The sequence below is a fragment of the Leptospira bandrabouensis genome, assembly GCF_004770905.1.
GTDB classification, from domain to species: domain Bacteria; phylum Spirochaetota; class Leptospiria; order Leptospirales; family Leptospiraceae; genus Leptospira_A; species Leptospira_A bandrabouensis.
In genome coordinates this window covers 140,616-159,201 of sequence record NZ_RQHT01000010.1, presented here as the reverse complement: position 1 = coordinate 159,201, position 18,586 = coordinate 140,616, and the positions used below count along the sequence as shown (strand labels likewise).

The 18,586-nt window shown below is 40.6% G+C and carries 18 protein-coding genes; 12 read left to right on the top strand and 6 right to left on the bottom strand.

From position 1 onward, the window contains the following. The first annotated feature begins 302 nt into the window (after positions 1-302). From gltB to EHR07_RS02825, 12 genes are all read left to right on the top strand, one after another. Positions 303-4,880, top strand: coding sequence for a glutamate synthase large subunit (gene gltB / locus EHR07_RS02880; protein ID WP_135743689.1), 4,578 nt, complete (start codon positions 303-305; stop codon positions 4,878-4,880). Next, on the top strand, positions 4,873-6,315 hold the full coding sequence (locus EHR07_RS02875) for a glutamate synthase subunit beta (protein ID WP_135743688.1): 1,443 nt from the start codon (positions 4,873-4,875) through the stop codon (positions 6,313-6,315). Before gltB ends, EHR07_RS02875 begins: the two co-directional genes overlap by 8 nt. A gap of 211 nt (positions 6,316-6,526) precedes the next feature. Beyond that, the gene (locus tag EHR07_RS02870; protein ID WP_135743687.1) at positions 6,527-7,498 is read left to right on the top strand and encodes an LA_0442/LA_0875 N-terminal domain-containing protein; all 972 of its coding nucleotides are present in this window, start codon (positions 6,527-6,529) and stop codon (positions 7,496-7,498) included. A gap of 192 nt (positions 7,499-7,690) precedes the next feature. Then, positions 7,691-9,121 carry a cytochrome-c oxidase, cbb3-type subunit I gene (gene ccoN, locus EHR07_RS02865; RefSeq protein ID WP_135743686.1) on the top strand — a complete coding sequence of 477 codons (1,431 nt, stop codon included), beginning with the start codon at positions 7,691-7,693 and terminating at the stop codon, positions 9,119-9,121. Then, positions 9,121-9,816: a cytochrome-c oxidase, cbb3-type subunit II gene (gene ccoO, locus EHR07_RS02860; protein ID WP_135743685.1), complete on the top strand. Its 696-nt coding sequence runs from the start codon at positions 9,121-9,123 to the stop codon at positions 9,814-9,816. Before ccoN ends, ccoO begins: the two co-directional genes overlap by 1 nt. Before the next feature lie 4 nt (positions 9,817-9,820). Continuing rightward, positions 9,821-9,970 carry a hypothetical protein gene (locus tag EHR07_RS02855; protein WP_002991638.1) on the top strand — a complete coding sequence of 50 codons (150 nt, stop codon included), beginning with the start codon at positions 9,821-9,823 and terminating at the stop codon, positions 9,968-9,970. A gap of 5 nt (positions 9,971-9,975) precedes the next feature. Further along, positions 9,976-10,506, top strand: a complete 531-nt coding sequence (locus EHR07_RS02850) for a c-type cytochrome (protein ID WP_135568538.1) — start codon at positions 9,976-9,978, stop codon at positions 10,504-10,506. 1 nt (position 10,507) lies between these two features. Continuing rightward, positions 10,508-11,827 carry a cytochrome c oxidase accessory protein CcoG gene (gene ccoG, locus EHR07_RS02845; RefSeq protein WP_135743684.1) on the top strand — a complete coding sequence of 440 codons (1,320 nt, stop codon included), beginning with the start codon at positions 10,508-10,510 and terminating at the stop codon, positions 11,825-11,827. Further along, complete coding sequence (locus tag EHR07_RS02840) at positions 11,827-12,324, top strand: FixH family protein (protein ID WP_244288905.1); 498 nt, start codon at positions 11,827-11,829, stop codon at positions 12,322-12,324. The genes ccoG and EHR07_RS02840 overlap by 1 nt, the downstream gene beginning before the upstream one ends. After that, a complete protein-coding gene (locus EHR07_RS02835; RefSeq protein WP_135743683.1) occupies positions 12,321-14,783 on the top strand; it encodes a heavy metal translocating P-type ATPase in 2,463 nt (820 codons plus the stop codon). Before EHR07_RS02840 ends, EHR07_RS02835 begins: the two co-directional genes overlap by 4 nt. Beyond that, positions 14,765-14,962 (top strand): cbb3-type cytochrome oxidase assembly protein, encoded by a 198-nt coding sequence (locus tag EHR07_RS02830; RefSeq protein WP_135743682.1) that lies wholly within the window; start codon positions 14,765-14,767, stop codon positions 14,960-14,962. The genes EHR07_RS02835 and EHR07_RS02830 overlap by 19 nt, the downstream gene beginning before the upstream one ends. Beyond that, positions 14,940-15,626, top strand: a complete 687-nt coding sequence (locus tag EHR07_RS02825; RefSeq protein WP_135743681.1) for a sulfite exporter TauE/SafE family protein — start codon at positions 14,940-14,942, stop codon at positions 15,624-15,626. The genes EHR07_RS02830 and EHR07_RS02825 overlap by 23 nt, the downstream gene beginning before the upstream one ends. Before the next feature lie 57 nt (positions 15,627-15,683). On the opposite strand, the gene EHR07_RS02820 is transcribed toward EHR07_RS02825, so the two are convergent. The 6 genes from EHR07_RS02820 to EHR07_RS02795 form a co-directional block, all read right to left on the bottom strand. Continuing rightward, positions 15,684-15,971 (bottom strand): hypothetical protein, encoded by a 288-nt coding sequence (locus tag EHR07_RS02820; RefSeq protein WP_135743788.1) that lies wholly within the window; start codon positions 15,969-15,971, stop codon positions 15,684-15,686. A gap of 132 nt (positions 15,972-16,103) precedes the next feature. Beyond that, positions 16,104-16,367, bottom strand: a complete 264-nt coding sequence (locus EHR07_RS02815) for a hypothetical protein (protein WP_135743680.1) — start codon at positions 16,365-16,367, stop codon at positions 16,104-16,106. Then, on the bottom strand, positions 16,348-16,872 hold the full coding sequence (locus EHR07_RS02810; RefSeq protein ID WP_135743679.1) for an RNA polymerase sigma factor: 525 nt from the start codon (positions 16,870-16,872) through the stop codon (positions 16,348-16,350). The genes EHR07_RS02815 and EHR07_RS02810 overlap by 20 nt, the downstream gene beginning before the upstream one ends. Before the next feature lie 3 nt (positions 16,873-16,875). Further along, positions 16,876-17,328 (bottom strand): Spy/CpxP family protein refolding chaperone, encoded by a 453-nt coding sequence (locus EHR07_RS02805; protein ID WP_135743678.1) that lies wholly within the window; start codon positions 17,326-17,328, stop codon positions 16,876-16,878. Positions 17,329-17,416: 88 nt separating this feature from the next. Further along, on the bottom strand, positions 17,417-17,797 hold the full coding sequence (locus tag EHR07_RS02800) for a TIGR04452 family lipoprotein (RefSeq protein ID WP_135743677.1): 381 nt from the start codon (positions 17,795-17,797) through the stop codon (positions 17,417-17,419). A gap of 92 nt (positions 17,798-17,889) precedes the next feature. Next, positions 17,890-18,570 (bottom strand): SH3 domain-containing protein, encoded by a 681-nt coding sequence (locus tag EHR07_RS02795; RefSeq protein WP_135743676.1) that lies wholly within the window; start codon positions 18,568-18,570, stop codon positions 17,890-17,892. Positions 18,571-18,586: the final 16 nt, after the last annotated feature.

The window sequence follows — 18,586 nt, the reverse complement described above, 5'->3', positions numbered from 1 at the left end:
GCTAATCGACCCTCCAATAGACTCCCGAAATACCCCTTGGTGGGTACGCTGGGATTTAAGCGATCTTCCTATGGAAGTTGCAGTTCGCTTCTTTCTTGTACTATTAGATTTTTTAGACTAAATCCAAAATTGCACCTAAAACAATCCAAATGTACATATATTATTCTGTTTGATTATAAGTTATGCATTTTCGAGTGTTTGATTTTGCCTAAAAATAAATCATTTTGCTGAAAACAAAATAATTGGACAGTACACCCAAATTCAAAAACAAGGTACAGTAATTGCTTTAGAGTAGGGTACGTATGTCAAAATCCAACCAACCACCCATCCTTCCGCCACTTGGCCCACAGGCCCAAGGTATGTATGATCCTGCCTTGGATAAAGATTCCTGTGGTGTTGGTTTTATCGCAAATTATAAAGGCAAACGTTCCCGCGATATCGTCGACAAGGGGATCCGCCTCATGTGCAATTTAGAACACAGGGGGGCAGAAGGGGCAGATCCAAAAACCGGTGACGGTGCTGGGATCATGATCAATATCCCGGATGCATTTTTTAGAAAAGTCCTCCCCTTCACGTTGCCAAAAGAAGGCGATTATGCAGTGGGATTTTTGTTCCTCCCGCAAAACACAGAAGCCCGAACTGCAGTGGAAAACGTAATCGAAAAAATCATCGTGGATGAAGGGGAAGAATTTCTCGGATTTCGAGATGTCCCAATTAACAAAGAATATGCGGGTGTAGTTGCCTCCAAAACACTTCCAGTATTTAAACAAGTATTCATTGGTAAAAAATCCAAAAAAATTAAAACTTCTGACGACTTCGAAAGAAAACTATTTCTCATCCGTCGTTTGATTGACAGACGAATTCGAACTGAGATGAAACTAGACCGTTCCCAATACTACGTACCTAGTTTCTCATCTCGTACCATAGTATACAAAGGGATGTTACTCGGTGACCAGGTCAAAAAATTCTATGAAGATTTAAAATCTCCTGACTTAACTTCTGCGTTTTGTTTGACTCACACTCGGTTTTCAACAAACACCTTCCCTACCTGGGATTTGGCTCATCCTTACCGACAAATTGCGCATAACGGAGAAATCAACACTCTACGTGGGAACATGAACTGGATGGCGGCTCGCCAAATGGTGATGCAATCTCCACTTTATGGTGATGAACTTCGCCGTATGCTTCCGATTGTGATGGAAGGCCAATCGGATACAGCTACCTTTGACACTGTTCTGGAACTACTAGTGATGGGTGGAAGGTCTCTTCCCCATGCAGTGATGATGATGATTCCGGAAGCATGGTCTAAAAACAAAGCCATGGATGCAGACAAACGCGCGTTCTACGAATACCATGCAACCTTTATGGAACCTTGGGACGGCCCTGCTGCCATTGCTTTTACTGATGGTAGAATCATTGGAGCAACCCTGGATCGAAATGGACTTCGTCCGGCACGTTATATAGTTACCAAAGATGATGAAGTCATCATGTCCTCTGAAGCTGGAGTTCTCAATCTTCCCCCAGAAGAAGTTTTAGTCCAAGACCGTCTTCGTCCAGGTCGTATGCTTCTCATCGATATGGAAAAAGGTCAAATCCTTGACGATGAAGAAATCAAAAAACAAATCGCTACCCAAAAACCTTATCGCAAATGGGTAGAAGACAATATGATTCGTATTGGATCTTTACCAGATCCTGAGAACGTAAAACAACCGCAACACGAAACCATCCTAGAACGCCAAAGAGCTTTTGGTTACACTCATGAAGATGTGTTTACCATCATCAAACCTATGGGTGTTTCTGGAGAAGAACCAATTGGTTCTATGGGTGTGGATTCTTCCCTTGCAGTCTTAAGTGAAAAACCACAACCCCTATTCCGTTATTTCAAACAAAACTTTGCGCAAGTGACCAATCCACCAATTGACCCCATTCGGGAAGAACTTGTGATGGAACTCACAACTTATATTGGTCCGGAGGGAAACCTACTTTCGGAAGAACCGGAACATGCACATCGTTTGGAATTGGAACATCCAATCCTTACCAACGAAGATTTCGAAAAAATCAAACAAATCAGTGAAGGACATTTCAAAGCCAAAACTTTTGAAATCCTTTTTGATCCTTCTAAAAAACATGATATGAGAAACTCTCTCGATCGTGTTTGTGCTGATGCTGCCAAAGCAATTCGTGAACAAGGAGTGAACCTCATCATCTTAACCGACCACGGTGTGGGTGAGAAAAAAGCGGCCATCCCATCTCTACTTGCAGTGGCGGGACTCCACCACTATTTGATTCGAGAAGGTCTCCGCACTCGCGCAGGGATAGTTTTAGAATCTGGAGAACCAAGAGAAGTGGCCCACTTTGCCTTGTTATGCGGATATGGTGCCAACGCCATTAATCCATACCTGGCTTTTGAAACCATTGCTGATCTTTCGTTACAAGGATTACTCCCAGAAGTTCCTAATTACAAGGATGCAAAAAAGAAATATATCAAATCCATTGGGAAAGGACTTTTTAAAGTATTCTCAAAAATGGGGATCTCCACATTACAATCGTATTGCGGTGCTCAAATTTTTGAAGCTGTGGGACTTGATTCCGAATTAGTGAATACTTACTTTGCAGGAACTCAGTCTCGCATTGAAGGACTTTCTCTTGAGATGTTGGAAGAAGAAACTGTTCGTCGCCACAAAGCAGCTTACGATCCTACTTTTTTCCCGAACAACCTAGAACCAGGTGGAGTGCACTACTATCGTAAAAACGGAGATAGCCATCTCTATACACCGATTACAGTTCACAAACTACAAAAAGCAACTCAAGACAACGATTACAAAGTATTCAAAGAGTTCTCAAGCCTAATCGATAACCAAAACGAAAAAGCAATCACACTTCGCAGTTTGTTCCAACTTGATTTTGAAGGATCCAAAGCGATCCCCATCGAAGAAGTGGAATCGGTAAAATCCATACTCAAACGTTTCCAAACAGGAGCGATGAGTCATGGTTCCATTTCTTGGGAAGCACATACCACACTTGCGATTGCGATGAACCGAATTGGTGCCAAATCGAACACAGGTGAAGGTGGAGAAGATCCAGTACGATTCAAAACCCTCCCGAATGGAGATAGCATGCGTTCGGCGATCAAACAGGTTGCGTCCGCGCGTTTTGGTGTGACTATGGAATATCTAACCAATGCCGATGATATCCAAATCAAAATGGCACAGGGCGCCAAACCAGGTGAAGGTGGACAGCTTCCAGGCCACAAAGTAGACAAATACATTGGTTGGTTACGTTATTCCACTCCAGGGGTAACTCTCATTTCCCCTCCTCCTCACCATGATATTTATTCTATCGAAGATCTAAAACAGTTGATCTTTGATTTAAAAAACTCGAATCCAAGAGCACGAGTTTCTGTGAAACTTGTTTCCGAATCGGGTGTAGGAACTGTGGCTGCCGGTGTTGCCAAAGCACATGCGGATCATATCCTGATCGCAGGACATGAAGGAGGAACTGGGGCAAGTCCCATTTCTTCTATCCACCATGCAGGAACCCCTTGGGAACTCGGGCTTTCCGAAACTCACCAAACACTCGTTGCCAATGGACTTCGGGACCGTGTGTATCTGGCTGTAGATGGAAAACTCCTCACAGGAAAAGACGTGGTTGTAGGAGCCCTACTCGGTGCTGAGGAATTTGGATTCTCCACTTCGGCACTTGTCTCTGTGGGTTGTATCATGATGCGTAAATGTCATCTCAATACCTGCCCAGTAGGTGTTGCGACACAAGACGAATTTTTACGAAGTAAATTTACAGGCAAACCAGAGTATGTTGTGAACTTCATGACCTTTGTGGCGGAAGAAGTTCGCGAGATTATGGCAAAACTTGGATTTAGAACGTTTGAAGAAATGATTGGCCAAGTAGAAAAAATCAAATTCAAACGACCTCACCACCATTGGAAGGCGCGTGGTCTTGATTTTAGCAAAGTGCTCCATAGACCAACTCCTGTGTTCCCTACTGGACTCTATCGTGCCAAAGAACAAAACCACCACTTGGATGAACAAATTGACAACGAACTGATTCGTAAGTCACTGGCTGCGATTGACCACAAACAACCTGTGAAAATCCAAACATCCATTGTGAACTTAAACCGTTCTGTCGGAACCATGCTCAGTCACGAAGTGACTAAAAAATACGGAGTGGACGGACTGTCAGAAGACACAATCGATATCGAATTTACAGGAACCGCAGGACAGTCGTTTGGTGCTTTTGTAACCAAAGGAATGACACTTCGCCTCATCGGAGAAGGAAATGACTATGTAGGAAAAGGACTTTGTGGAGGAAAACTTATCTTCCAAACCCCAAAAAATGCTCCTTACAAAGCAGAAGAAAATATCGTCATCGGTAACACTTGTTTCATTGGTGCAACGAGTGGGAACGCTTATGTCAACGGAATTGCCGGCGAAAGATTCTGTGTTCGTAACTCAGGGGCTCATGTCATCGTAGAAGGAACCGGAGACCACGGTTGTGAATATATGACTGGTGGCCGGGTCATTATCCTTGGAGACATCGGACGTAACTTTGCTGCTGGTATGTCTGGTGGGATTGCTTACCTTTGGGATCCAAAGAAAAACAAAGAAGCTCTCATCAACAAAGAGATGGTCGACTTAGATCCGTTAACTGACGCAAGTGAAATTGCAGAAGTCAGAAAAATGGTAGAAGATCATAAAACTTATACTGGTTCCAAACGAGCTGAAGAAGTTCTTAAGGATTGGGATACAGTAGTGAAACAAATGATCAAAGTCATTCCAAGAGATTATAAAAAAGCTCTAGAAAAGATGGCCGAAGAAAAAGCTTCAGGAAAAGCAAACAAAGAGGGGGTAACAGCTCGTGGGTAAACCAACAGGATTTTTAGAATTTAAAAAAGAATACCTTCAGAAGATTGAACCGAAGGAACGAGTCAAAAACTACAAAGAGTTTGAAAAACCCTTTCCTGAAGCAATCGCAAAAGACCAAGGGGCTCGTTGTATGGACTGCGGGATTCCTTTTTGCCACGGCGAAACAGGTTGCCCTGTGGATAACCTCATTCCTGAATTCAATGACTTTGTTTACCGAGGTCGTTGGAAAGAAGCTTGGGAAAATCTTTCTAAAACCAATAACTTCCCTGAATTTACAGGAAGGCTCTGCCCTGCTCCTTGTGAGTCCGCTTGCACTTTAGGAATCATCGAACCACCAGTATCGATCAAATCGATTGAAAGAACGATTATTGATCGTGCTTGGGAAGAAGGATGGGTCATTCCACAACCTCCTGTTTCTAAATCTGGGAAAAAAGTAGCAGTCGTTGGTTCAGGTCCTGCAGGACTTGCCGCTGGACAGCAGTTAGCTCGTGCCGGACATACTGTCACCATTTTTGAAAAAAATGATCGTATTGGTGGCCTACTCCGTTACGGAATCCCAGATTTTAAAATGGAAAAAAGACATATCGATCGCCGCATGAAACAAATGGAAGCAGAAGGTGTTACCTTCAAAACCAATGTCAATGTGGGAGTGGATATTACAGCAAAACAACTATTAGCTGATTTTGATGCAGTGGTTCTTGCTTGTGGATCAGAAGTTCCGAGAGACTTACCAGTTGAAGGCAGAAACAGTAAGGGAGTTCACTTTGCTATGGAGTTTTTGTCTAAAAACAACAAACACGTAGCAGGTGATGACATTGAAATCATCAATGCCAAAGACAAACATGTGATTGTCATTGGTGGTGGTGATACTGGATCCGATTGTGTAGGTACTTCCAATAGACACGGAGCCAAATCTGTCACTCAAATCGAACTTTTCCCAGAACCTCCAAAAGAAAGAGATGTTTCTACTCCTTGGCCACTCTATCCGAAAATGCTTCGCACTTCCACTTCTCACGAAGAAGGTGTGAATCGAAGATGGGCGGTTTCTACTATGGGTTTTAAATCCAATGAAAAAGGAGAAGTCACTGCCATCTACGGATCTGAAGTGAAAGAAGAAAATGGAAAGTTTAGTCCAATCCCCGGAACCGAATTTGAATGGCCTGCCGATTTAGTTTTCCTAGCGATGGGATTTGTAAACCCAGTCAAAGAGGGGTTACTCGCTGATTTACAAAAAGAAGGATTGGAACTAGATGGACGTGGGAACGTAAAAGCAGATTTCGGAACCAAACCAGGATCTTTTGCCACTTCGGTTCCCAAAGTTTACGCTTGCGGAGACGTAAGACGAGGGCAATCCCTCATTGTTTGGGCGATTTCGGAAGGAAGGAAATGTGCAGACCAAGTCCATCACTTCCTAATGCAAGAAGTAGAGGCATAAAACCCTCTGCTTTCCTAACTACCACATTTGGAACATACTTTATCATAACATGGATAATTTATTTCCAACTGTGGTTTGGCCTTAGAATCGTCTTTTCCAAAAAAATTCTTGCCTAACTTCCAAATTGCAAAAATCATTGGAGAGACCAATTGAAACGTAGCAAGTAACACTATAGAGATTGTTATATAATATTCCAACACTTGAGATACCCTTGAAACTGACTATTACACAATTCATCAAAATCGCAACACTTTTGGTAGTGCTCACAGGAAACCTATCTGCAGAGAACATCCTCCTCAAAAAAGGAGGGACTCTCCAAGGTAAGGTAGTGGAACAGGACCAATACAAGCTAAAAATTCGAAAAGAAGACGGAACCACAGTGGTCCTAAACAAAACAGATATTCTAAAAGTTGTTTATAAAGACCACCTAACTGCGGCAGAGGAAGACAAACTCAGGAAAGCAGAAGAAGACAAAGAAAGGCTTAAAAAAGAAAAAGAAGAAGCCGCAAGACTCAAAAAAGAACAAGAAGAAGCGGCAAAACAAGAAAAAGAGTTGGCTGCCAAAAATGCATCCGCCGATGCAGAAGCAAAACGAAAAAAAGAAGAAGAGCTTAGACTTGCAGAATTAGATCGAAAAAACCTTACAAGAGGTGGGGCTACTTGGAGATCTGCTGTTCTTCCTGGTTGGGGCCAATGGAAACAAGGCAGAAAAGTACAAGCTATTGTTTATCCTTCGATCATTGCTGTTGGACTTTTTTTCACTTACGACAAACATCGAATGTATTTGAATGCCAAACGTGATTATAACAATTTAGATAACCCTTACACAACCAATGGTTATTTTCGTGCTGCCTTCTCTCCACAAACAGCAGCCACAGTTTCCCCAGCTGAAGCCGTAGTCGCAGGTCAGTTTGGTCCATTCAAAGGCCAAAGAGAATCGGTAGAAAGACATTACCGAGACATGCAATACATCGGTGTGGCTACACTGTTAGTATATTTTTGGAATATCTTTGATGCTTATTACTTTCATCCGACTGGCTCTGGACTTAGTCAGGAAGACACAAGAAAAGAAAAATTCTTTATGCATTCTACTGTAGACAGAGTAGGATACCACCCAACTGCGATTGCTGGAGATCGTGGTATCGAACATCGTACACAATTAGGTTATGAATTGACTTTCTAACAGCAGTTAGAAAGTCCGCCCCTCCCACTCAACCAATTAGACTCAGTCTAAGTCTCAAACCTACCCTTGACAAAAATCAAGGGAGGATTCTAAGAACCGCATTCTGTTTTTCTTTCTTTTCTTCGTCACTTTATAGACAAAGGAATTAGTTCTCTATATAAATGGAACTGATAAAGATTAAGGAGAGAAACATTGGCTACGGAAAAAACTCAATATGACGATTTTATCGTAAAAGGGTTTATCATTTCAGCGTTAGTCTGGGGCGTTGCATCAATGACATTTGGTGTCATTATTGCCTTCCAGCTTGTATATCCACAGCTGAATTTGGAATTACCTTGGACGAGCTTCGGAAGGTTACGACCTCTACATACCAATGCAGCCATTTTTGGATTCGCATTGAGTGTTATCTTCGCCACAGCCTACCATACGGTACAAAGATTGTGTCGAACAAGAATGTGGAACGACACACTTTCCAAAATACACCTGGCACTGTATAACCTAACTATTGTCCTTGCAGCGATTACATTACCACTTGGATACAGCCAATCAAAAGAATATGCCGAATTAGAATGGCCTATCGACTTATTGATTGTTGTATGGTATGTAATTTTCTTTGCAAACTATTTGATGACGGTAATCAAAAGAAAAGAAGAACAAATGTATGTAGCGATTTGGTTCTACATTGCTTCCTTTGTAACAGTTCCACTTCTCTTTATCGTAAACAACATTGTTATCCCAGCAGGCCTTTTAAAATCCTACTCGGTATACGCAGGTGTGTTTGATGCCAACATCCAATGGTGGTATGGACACAACGCGGTAGCTTTTGTTCTTACGACACCGTTTTTGGGACTTATGTATTACTACCTCCCAAAACACATCAAACAACCCATCTACTCACATAGACTTTCGATCATCCATTTCTGGTCGTTAATCTTTATTTATATTTGGGCAGGCCCACACCATTTACTTTACTCTCCAATTCCAGAATGGTTACAAACAACAGGGATGGTTTTCTCCATCATGTTATGGATGCCTTCTTGGGGTGGTATGTTAAACGGATTCCTCACACTGACCCAAGCCAAAGACAAAATCAAAGTAGATGCTACCCTCAAAATGATGTTAGCTGCCGTTACTTTCTACGGTATGTCAACATTTGAAGGTCCACTTCTTTCCATTCGTGCCGTTTCCGCTCTTGGACACAACACTGACTGGATCATTGGTCACGTTCACTCAGGAACTCTTGGTTGGGTTGGATTTATGTCAGCCGCAGCACTTTACTACTTAGTTCCAAGACTTTGGAACTCAAACCTTTATAGCGAAAAACTTGCTAACGCACACTTCTGGCTAGGAACTCTTGGTATCCTACTCTACATCATCTCCATGTGGGTATCTGGTATCACTGAAGGTTCTATGTGGCGAGCAGTTGGCGAAAACGGCGAACTCGTTTATAAAGACTGGGTGGAAATTGTTGAGTTCTTAAAACCATTCAGATTATTCCGCGCGATCGGAGGAACACTCTATCTAACTGGGATTGTTCTTATGGTGTATAACTTTATCAAAACCATTCAAAACAAAGATAGTGGGTTTGTAGAACAAGACTTACGTATAGGAGTGAAATCATAATGTTTGGATTTAACAAATTCTTAGATTGGTTTTCTGAAATAGCAGACCATTGGGATACAAAAGGGGTTAAGTTTACTATCTATACAACGATTGCCGTTGTGATAGGTGGACTTTTCGAACTCATCCCTCCGTTTTTTCTTACAAAAACGGTAACTCCGATTTCAACTGTGAAACCATATTCCGCATTGGAACTAGCGGGTCGTGACACTTATCAAAGGGAAGGTTGCATCGGATGCCATACACAAATGGTACGCCCTTTCAAATGGGAAGTAGATCGTTTTGATCCAACTAAGGCTTATGGACGAACTGGATATTCCAAAGGTGGAGAGTATGTTTATGACCATCCATTCCTTTGGGGATCCAAAAGAACTGGTCCAGACTTAGCACATGAATCACAAATGCTTCGTTCTGATGAGTGGCATAAAAACCATTTGATCAACCCAAGAACTGTGGGTGGTGTACCTAATTCAATTATGCCTGCTTACCCTTGGTTATTCGAAGAATCTCATAAAGTCGATGTGGAACAAGTTGTATCCAACATGAAAGCTCTAAAATCCATCGGAGTTCCTTATACTGAAGAAGATTTTGCTAACGCACCATCTCTTCTCAAGGACAAAACCGAAGGAGAAGCACTTGTAGCCTACCTACAAAAACTTGGAAGAGATTCAGCTGAGTTACAAAAAGGTATGAAATAAGATCATGAACGATGCAGATATTCTACTCGTTTATAAAAGTTTGAGATTGCCGATCCTTGTGATCGCAATCTCTTACATCACCTACTACGTTTATAAAAAACGTACTAAAGACGAAATGGAGAAACCCAAGTATAGAATGCTTGAGGAGGATTAATACGAATGAAAGAACCAAAAGAAGTAGACGGAATCTTCCAAGCCGACAACCCCATGCCCACTTGGTGGAAATTGGTATGGCTGATCAGTATCATCGTTTCCATCGGTTACGTTGTATACTTTCACTGGTATTCTGAATGGCCGCAAGAGGTTGCTTTTGAAAAAGAAGTTGCTGAACATGAAGCGCAATTTCCTGCAAAACAAGCCGTTGTTGCAAATACAGAAGACGGATCAAACCCTTATCGTGATGATGCAGTAGCGATTAAAGAAGGCGAAGGAACATACAAACAAATTTGTTCTGCTTGCCACGGCCCAACTGCAGAAGGTGCGGTAGGACCAAGTCTTGTGGACAAAGATTGGATTCATGGGAACACTGATAAAGAAGTGTTTAACAACATCATGAAAGGAATTGGACCAGAAAGACAAAAACTCAACCGAGGTGGAATGCCAGCTTGGGAAGGTTTAGGTGCTGAGAAAGTTTATGCTGTTATGGCATGGCTTGCAACTAAAAACAGTAGTTTGGTAAAGGCAAAGTAAAATGATCATTTCAAGACCACAGAAAGGAAAGGTAAGAACACGTAGAAACTTCGTAATGAGTTTTCTCGTAGGTTTATTTTTAATCGCTCCTTGGGTGGTGTTACCAGAAGGTAGCCCTCTCATTCGATTGGACATCCCGCACAGGGTGTTTCACTTGTTTGGTGGTCTTTTTATCCCGCAGGAAGGACTGATCTTATGGTTTTTCCTTCTTACGATGGGACTTTCACTTTTCTTTTTCACCTCCGTCATCGGCCGTGTATGGTGCGGATGGGGGTGCCCTCAAACTATTTATACCGATCTTTTCGATCGAATTGGTCGGTTTGTTTTAGATTCTAAATATGGAAAAAAAGATGCATCCATCGTAGGCAAATACACAGTGTATTTTCTCTGGATTGTAGTCTCTTTTATCGCATCTTTTCATTGGATTGGCTATTTTGTTAGCCCATACGAAATGTTGGCAGACTATGTTAGTCTCTCTTTCGTAAATCAAACATACTTTTATTTTACATTATTTTTTACGGCAGCAATGTTTATCGATATCGGATTCATCCGGGAACAGTTCTGCCGATATGCCTGCCCTTATGCAAGGTTCCAAACTCTCCTTATGGATGAACATTCTTGGAACGTCACTTATGATTTTAAAAGAGGGGAACCGCGTCGGGATGGGAAAACCAAAATTGGGGATTGTATTGCCTGCAATATGTGTGTGGTGGTCTGCCCTACCGGGATCGATATCCGTGATGGTTTGCAAGTGGGTTGTGTAGCCTGTGGGAAATGTGTGGATGCTTGCACTTCCATCATGGCAAAAGAAAACAAAAAAACTCTGATTGGATATTTTTCACTCAAACAAATTGAAACAGGGGCAAAAATCAAATGGATTAGACCAAGAACTGTGATTTATGCCATCCTACTCACGGTGGTTGTTACAGGTGCTATCATTCAACTTGTCACAAGAACTCCTATGTCAATGATTGCGGCATCTAACAAATCAATGCCTCCCATCTTAATTCCAGACAATAAAATCAGAGCCTTTGTTGCTCTACGCATTCAAAATATTGCGCCGATTGAAAAAGAATTCCAACTTTCTGCTTCTGACACAAGACATGGAAAAGAAATCTTAATTCGCTCCGGCGAAGAAAACAACAAATTCAAATTAGGATCAGGCGAAATCAAAAGTATTTCTGTAGTATTAGAGACACAACCTCTCACCGAACAAGAATTAAATGAAGGTTATTTGCCAGGTTCCATTGTATTACAAAATGCAGAGGATCCAGAGGAACGATTGGAGAAAAAACTCTCCTTAACATTACCAAGGAGGTAATGATGTTTAAAGAATTACACCCCAGTCTAAGAAATGCCATGTATGTGGTTCTGTTTAGTTTTACAGCACTTGTTGCGGCAACTTTTTATACCATTCGTTTGACCTATAAAAACTTTGAACCAGTGATGGACAAAAACTATTACGAAATTGGTTTGAACTATGAAAAAGCCATCGAGAACCAAAAAGAACTTTTGAAAGAAGGTTATCTAATCAAAACCAATTGGGACAACCAAGTCTTACTCCCAATGGGTGAATCGGAAATTTCGGTCCAACTGGAAAAAAACGGAACACTCACAAATCAAAACGCAAAATCGATGATAGTTTATTTGGAAAGAAATGCAACTACCAAAAATACAGCGCATTTCAATTTAACACCAACAGCCAATGGGTTTGTTGGAAAAATCCCACTTTTAGAAAAAGGAACATGGAATTTAAGACTGGTTGCTGACATAGATGGTAAGTCCTTTGAAAGAGAAGGAAAAATATCTGTTAAATGAACGAAACTGTTTCTGATCTAACAAAAACAGAATGTGACCACTGCGGAAATCAGATCCGGTTGGTAAGGATCGAAGCAAAAGTCGGGAATGATACAAAAGTTTTTTGTTGTGAAGGATGTGAAACGGTTTATTCCATCATTAACTCGCTTGGTGGAAGTTATTACTACAATTTAAAGGGAAATACCAAACTCGATCCAGTTAGGATCGAGGACTCTGATGCAGATGTAGAAAACGAACTTGTTTATGAAAAATTTGTTCGAAAGTCGGGAGAATTTTCCGAGGTCTCTGTACAAATTACAAATATCCATTGTTCGGCTTGCGTATGGATTAACGAAAAAGTTTTAAACGAAGAAGAAGGAATCCTTTCCGCTCAAATTAACTTTGCTTCTGGAAGAGCTCGGATTCGGTTTGACCGATCCAAAATCAAAATCTCTCGTATTTTATCCCTCATCCGCGCCATCGGTTATAAACCCGTACTTTTTTCGCCCACAGATGGCACCATAGAAAAAACAAAACAATTAAAGACCCTACTCCTACGCATTGGTGTGGCTGGATTTTGTTTTGGAAACATCATGATCCTAAGTGTGGCTTTATATTCCGGTTACTTCACTGGAATTGATTTGGACATCAAACGCCTCTTCCATTATGCTTCTTGGGTATTTGCCACTCCCGCTTATCTCTATTCGGGATACCCTTTTATGTCCGGGTTCCTAACAAGCATCAGACGAAGAACCCTTTCGATGGACTTCCTATTGTTTTTAGGAATTTCAATGGCCTACTTCTATTCGGTTTATGTAACTTTAACTGATGTTGGAGAAGTTTATTTTGACTCCGTGGCAATGATTTACTTCTTTATTTTGATTGGGAAGTACTTCGAAGAAAAAGCAAGGGTGTTTGCTTCCGACAAATTGGAATCCATCCTTTGCAAACTTCCCGAAACATCAGTGCGAGTGACTGAGGCTGGCGAAGAAACCATCCCTAGTTCCGAAATCAAAATTGGCGATACGATTCGAGTGGCTCCAGGAAAACGTATTCCTATCGATGCGATCCTAATATCCGAACAAACTTATGTAGATGAATCTTTTTTGACAGGTGAGTCTTTACCCATTCGAAAAAAGAAAGGAGATACAATTCTTGCAGGTTCACTCGCTATGGATAACCCTGCTCTCATCGTTGCGGGATCTGATTACCATGCATCGACACTTTCTTCCCTCAAACTCAGGTTAGAGGAAGCCTTACACCTCAAACCAAAACTACAAATCCTAACAGAAAGAATTGCGTCTTACTTTATCTCCGTTGTCTTTGGCCTGGCTTTTCTTTGTTTTTTTGTATGGTATTATATATCCGGTGGAAATTTAGAACAAAGTCTTGTCACAACTATCTCGGTACTTATTGTAGCTTGCCCTTGTGCACTTGGGATATCTGTTCCAACAGCTCTTGTCACCAACCATATCCTTAATGCCGATAAAGGTGTACTCTTAAAAAATCCATCCGTTGTGGAAGCACTTGCCAAAGCCGATACCATCTTCTTAGATAAAACAGGTACACTGACCGAAGGTAAGTTTTTAGTAAGACAAGTTTCAGTCAAAGAGGACCACCTACCGCTTGTTTATCGAATTGAAAAAGAAGTCAATCATCCTTTAGCAAAATCTCTTGTGAAGTATTTGCAACCTTTTAGTTCTGTTACCAAACGAGCTGAGTCCATTATACTTTCCCATTTAGAAAACATTCCAGGAAGAGGCGTCAAAGCCGAGTTAGAAGTGGATTCTAAAAAACTTTCAGTTCTCATCGGAAATAAAACCTTACTCGAAACAGAAAAAATCCCAATGGAAAATTTACCCGAAGGGGAAGGTTCTTTGATTTTACTTGCTGTGAATGGAATGTATCTGGGAAGTTTTTTACTCGCCGATGAAATCCGTCCTGGAGCTCGTTCCTTTGTTTCTCTTCTTAAACATTTTGTTCCGAATATTTCTATCCTTTCAGGGGACCGTTTTGCGGCAGTGAAATATATTGCCGACTCTCTCGGTATTGAGAAATATGTTTCTGACCTTTCACCAGAAGACAAAAGAAATCTTATCAGTCAGGCGCAAGGAAAAGGAAATGTTGTCATTATGGTGGGTGACGGGATCAACGATAGTTTGTCTTTGGCTCAGGCCAATGTATCGATCTCTCATACAGAAGCAGAAGACTTATCTTTAGAAAAATCAGATGTGGTATTGACTTCTGGAAATTTGAATGGACTTGTCCATTCCCTACTCTCTGCCAAAAAAACAAGAGAGGTGATCTTACAAAACATCATCATTTCCTTTTGTTATAACTCGATTATGTTGCCCCTTGCCATGTTCGGTCTTATGTTACCAGTGATCTGTGCTGTATTTATGGCCTGTTCCAGCTTGACAGTCCTTCTCAATTCTCTTTCCATAAGAATAAGGATCCCCCAATGGAAGCCCTCTACTTAACAATACCTATGGCAATGTGTATTGCCGCCTTCTTTCTTTATGTCTTTATCACAGCCTTTCGAAAAGGTCAGTTCGAAGACATTGAATCACCTAAATATAGAATGTTCTTTGAGGAAGAATACCCTCAAGAGAACCAATCTAAACCAAATTCAACTGATGGACCAACTAGCAAATCTTAGTTTTTTTGGCTCCATTTTTGTTTATGGATTTATTAGCAGTTTCCATTGTGTAGTGATGTGTGGTCCCTTTGTTTCGTTATTACAAACGGAAAAGGGAAAACAAATCCCCATTTACCTCTATCACTCAGGAAGACTCATATCCTATTCATTTCTTGGTATGGTATTAGGATTTCTTGGGAAAGGTGCCAATGCTCTCGGTGATTTAACGGCGGTTCGTGGGGTCGCAGGGGTTCTCACTTTTTTATTTTTAATAGTCTTTACCATCCGCACCTATTCCACAAAATCAACTTCTTCCTTTGGATATTTACCACAAGGAATACGTAAGTTTATAGAAACCATTCGTTCCCGGTTTAGTAAAAATGGCCTTGGTTTTGGAATTGGGATGGTGAGTGCCCTTCTCCCTTGCGGGGTATTGTATCCAGCGTATGCCGCTTCCTTTGCTACAGGTTCACTTCTAAACGGTGGATTTGTGATGTTATTCTTTTATATGGGAACGGTTCCCGCATTAACTGGCCTTGGATGGATCGTTGGGAAATGGAGACACAAAATTCCAACTAAGTGGATCCCTGCTTTTGGGACTATTGTGATTTTAACTTCTCTTGGCTTTTTACTCTATCGATTATTCTTCCACTCTCACGGAGAATCCTGCGACCACCTTCTATAAAGTAATTTAGCTTTGACTGTTTCCTTCCTTCTACCCTGTCGGAGGTTCGGATCTAAATTAAAAACCGCGTCCTCGGAAGTATTTTTCTTTGAAGTGGCTTACTAAATCCTGGTTAATTTTGTTTTCGTTGTTATTGCCAATCACTGCAATGAGTTTTTTTGCCACATTTCTATCGTGGTTCGCTAACCAACGTCGATACTGCGTATTGAGATCCGACTCCCCTACCAAAATCACCTCTGTTGGAGCTTGTAGAGTTTTTGTGATGTCTTCAAAATCCCAGACGTCTGAATCCACTGACTTCTCCCAAGTTCTCGATTCCATTTGATCCGATTCAAACTGAATCATCTCTATTCTCTTTTTGTTGAGGTATAAAATGCAGGCGTTCATAATTTCACTTCCCACTTTAATTATGACGCAAGAAAAATTAAAAACATACTCTTTTTAAAAAAAACCTCCTGTTCTCTTTCTTGATATATGTCAATACAGACTCAAACTCACAATAGATTCTGAACTTAGTTCCTCAACCAGATAATGGACATTAGTTGAGAGCTCACTCGGTTCCCAAACAAATTCATTGTAAAACACAAAACTAAAGAACAGTGTGCAAGCTGCCAAAGTGGCATAAACTTTGCGTTTAGTCTTCTCCTTCCTGATCCTTGCCTTGGTTTGTCTTACCAAACGCAATTCAAAGTCAGAATCATTTAGAAGATGTTCCCATTTTTTAGGATTCTTGGAATTCATTTCTACCTCCAGGTATATGTTTACGGATCCATTCTTTGGTTCGAAACAATCGAGATTTTACAGTTCCTTGTCTCACTTCCAGTTCTTTCGCAATTTCTTCCATGGTTTTACCAGCCAAATATAGACGTAATGTTTGGCGATATACTTCAGGGATTTGCATAAGCATAGACTCAATCCATTCATCTCTTTCAAATGAAGCTTCTTTCCTTACCCCAGACAATTGGACTTTGTTTTTGACCAAATACCTTTTTGCCTTCTCTTCTTCTCGTAATCGTTTTTCATTCATGCGAAGTGCTTCATTGCGAGCGATGGTGTAAATCCAAGTAGAGATTTTGGATCTACCATCAAAACCACCTTTTTCCAATGATTTAAAAACACGGAAGTATACTTCCTGCACTACATCTTCTGTAGAATCATCAAAACGATCGATGAGGGTATCACCGACCGTTTTTAAAACCAAATGTTTGGTTTCTTTGACTACTGTTTCGAAGTCAAATTCTGGCATTGTTCACTCTTCCGGTGGTTGGTGACGACTTGCGAAACGCTCCACTAAATCAGCAAACTTCTCCCTTTGTTCTGGCTTGAGTACTGCATGGAATTCAACGAGTTTTGACTGAAAAAACTTACGCATTTCTTGGTGGCGAGTTTCTCTTTCGATACTCATTTTATCTAACAACTTAGTGTCAATCTTCTCAGATCGAATCTGTGTTGCCATTTCTTTGGCCCAAGATTCGTGTTTCGGTTTCATTTCCTTGTGTTTGGCAATGAGTTCCGCTTTGATAGACTCTAACTTTGCTTTTTGTGTATCATCTAAATCTAGTTTTGATGTGAGTTTTGAAGCTACCCACTCGATTCTTTTTTCAAAATCTTTGTGTCCACGGCAATTTCCAAAAGCAAAAGCCATCACCGATACAAGACCGACTGTTGTTGTGATTTTTAAAACTTGTTTGAGAGAGATCATAAAACCTTCCTTGTTTGTTTGGTGAATATGACCCGAAAGAATGAGGAAGAGTTCCCTACCTTCGAAAAAAGGCAGGGAATTATTAAAATTAAAAACTAGGAAATGGTTCTCCCGTTAAGTATCCATCTGTTTTTAAGTCTTGGCAAGAAAGGATATTTGCAATCGCTGAACCAAAAACAAAACCCTTAAATCCTTTGATATCAGAAATACACTGGTCCACATCAGCTTTAATATAATATTTATCAGATTCAATTTTAGCGATATCTGCTGCTACTAAACTGTAAATTGAGATAAAAGGCCGACCGACCAAAATAGTTGAATTGATTAGGTCTGTCTGGATTGCTGCATCGGTAATTTTGGACGCAACTTCGGTACCTTTCTCACGATCGATCGTTGCTCCCACTGGATTTAAGACAAGACAATTGGTTAGCGAAAACGCTAAAGCAACAAACAGAATTTTTTTTAACATAAAAGTTTCCTTCGATAATGGTTTCACCAAATTTAAATCCCATATCACTTTGATTCAAGAAAAATCCAACGAGGACTTTTATTTAACAAAGGTCAATCGCCAACGATAAATATCGTTAGATACCAGTTGTTTTTCTTTTTTTCAAAAAAAGCTCTGTAGTCTAGAGGACTACGTAAAAACCGATCGCATACATAACCTGGTTTGCCTTGCGGTGTACATATTTTTTTCCAGTTACAATTACTTTCTTTTTCGAGTCGTCTTCCATCCAAATCATCAGCTTCTGCTCTTACAATTTGGTAACTGAGTTGTGTAATTGACTTTGAATCTTTAGTAGCATCTTCTCTTACATTTACATTTTTGCCAATCACCAAATAATGAGTGAAGGGGTCGTAGTCACCAGGGAAAGTTTCAAAAAAATAAGGAGCTACCATTTGGCCTTCACTATTTTGCCGAAACCCTAACTTGATAGTTTCTTCCATAAGTTCCCAAAAATTGGAAGAGGATGGTTTTTCTGTTAGTTGGAAGGTTTTTAAAAAATCTTTTTTCCCAGCTTCTCCACCAAAAGAAAAATGGATGTCTTTGTCGATTACCTCTTCCAAAGCTTTTCTATCTTTTGATTTTAGAATTTTTAAAAATTTTATTTTAAATTCATTAAAACTTTTATCCTTCGTTGAATGATCAATAGGTGTTAGTGTTTTGGCTGCAAAAGGTTCACAGGGTAGAAGCACAGCAGGAACTAGAAAGGACAAGAAAACGAAACTGTATTTTAGCATAAAACTTGCAAAAAAG

What these genes read in the sequence shown, in the direction of transcription:
- EHR07_RS02810 (WP_135743679.1), bottom strand. Translation starts at nt 16,872, where the DNA reads ATGCCAGAATTTGACTTCGAAACAGTAGTCAAAGAAACCAAACATTTG.
- EHR07_RS02850 (WP_135568538.1), top strand. Translation starts at nt 9,976, where the DNA reads ATGAAAGAACCAAAAGAAGTAGACGGAATCTTCCAAGCCGACAACCCC.
- ccoG (WP_135743684.1), top strand. Translation starts at nt 10,508, where the DNA reads ATGATCATTTCAAGACCACAGAAAGGAAAGGTAAGAACACGTAGAAAC.
- EHR07_RS02825 (WP_135743681.1), top strand. Translation starts at nt 14,940, where the DNA reads ATGGACCAACTAGCAAATCTTAGTTTTTTTGGCTCCATTTTTGTTTAT.
- EHR07_RS02820 (WP_135743788.1), bottom strand. Translation starts at nt 15,971, where the DNA reads ATGATTCAGTTTGAATCGGATCAAATGGAATCGAGAACTTGGGAGAAG.
- EHR07_RS02815 (WP_135743680.1), bottom strand. Translation starts at nt 16,367, where the DNA reads ATGAATTCCAAGAATCCTAAAAAATGGGAACATCTTCTAAATGATTCT.
- gltB (WP_135743689.1), top strand. Translation starts at nt 303, where the DNA reads ATGTCAAAATCCAACCAACCACCCATCCTTCCGCCACTTGGCCCACAG.
- ccoO (WP_135743685.1), top strand. Translation starts at nt 9,121, where the DNA reads ATGTTTGGATTTAACAAATTCTTAGATTGGTTTTCTGAAATAGCAGAC.
- EHR07_RS02835 (WP_135743683.1), top strand. Translation starts at nt 12,321, where the DNA reads ATGAACGAAACTGTTTCTGATCTAACAAAAACAGAATGTGACCACTGC.
- EHR07_RS02855 (WP_002991638.1), top strand. Translation starts at nt 9,821, where the DNA reads ATGAACGATGCAGATATTCTACTCGTTTATAAAAGTTTGAGATTGCCG.
- EHR07_RS02830 (WP_135743682.1), top strand. Translation starts at nt 14,765, where the DNA reads ATGGAAGCCCTCTACTTAACAATACCTATGGCAATGTGTATTGCCGCC.
- EHR07_RS02795 (WP_135743676.1), bottom strand. Translation starts at nt 18,570, where the DNA reads ATGCTAAAATACAGTTTCGTTTTCTTGTCCTTTCTAGTTCCTGCTGTG.
- EHR07_RS02805 (WP_135743678.1), bottom strand. Translation starts at nt 17,328, where the DNA reads ATGATCTCTCTCAAACAAGTTTTAAAAATCACAACAACAGTCGGTCTT.
- EHR07_RS02800 (WP_135743677.1), bottom strand. Translation starts at nt 17,797, where the DNA reads ATGTTAAAAAAAATTCTGTTTGTTGCTTTAGCGTTTTCGCTAACCAAT.
- EHR07_RS02840 (WP_244288905.1), top strand. Translation starts at nt 11,827, where the DNA reads ATGATGTTTAAAGAATTACACCCCAGTCTAAGAAATGCCATGTATGTG.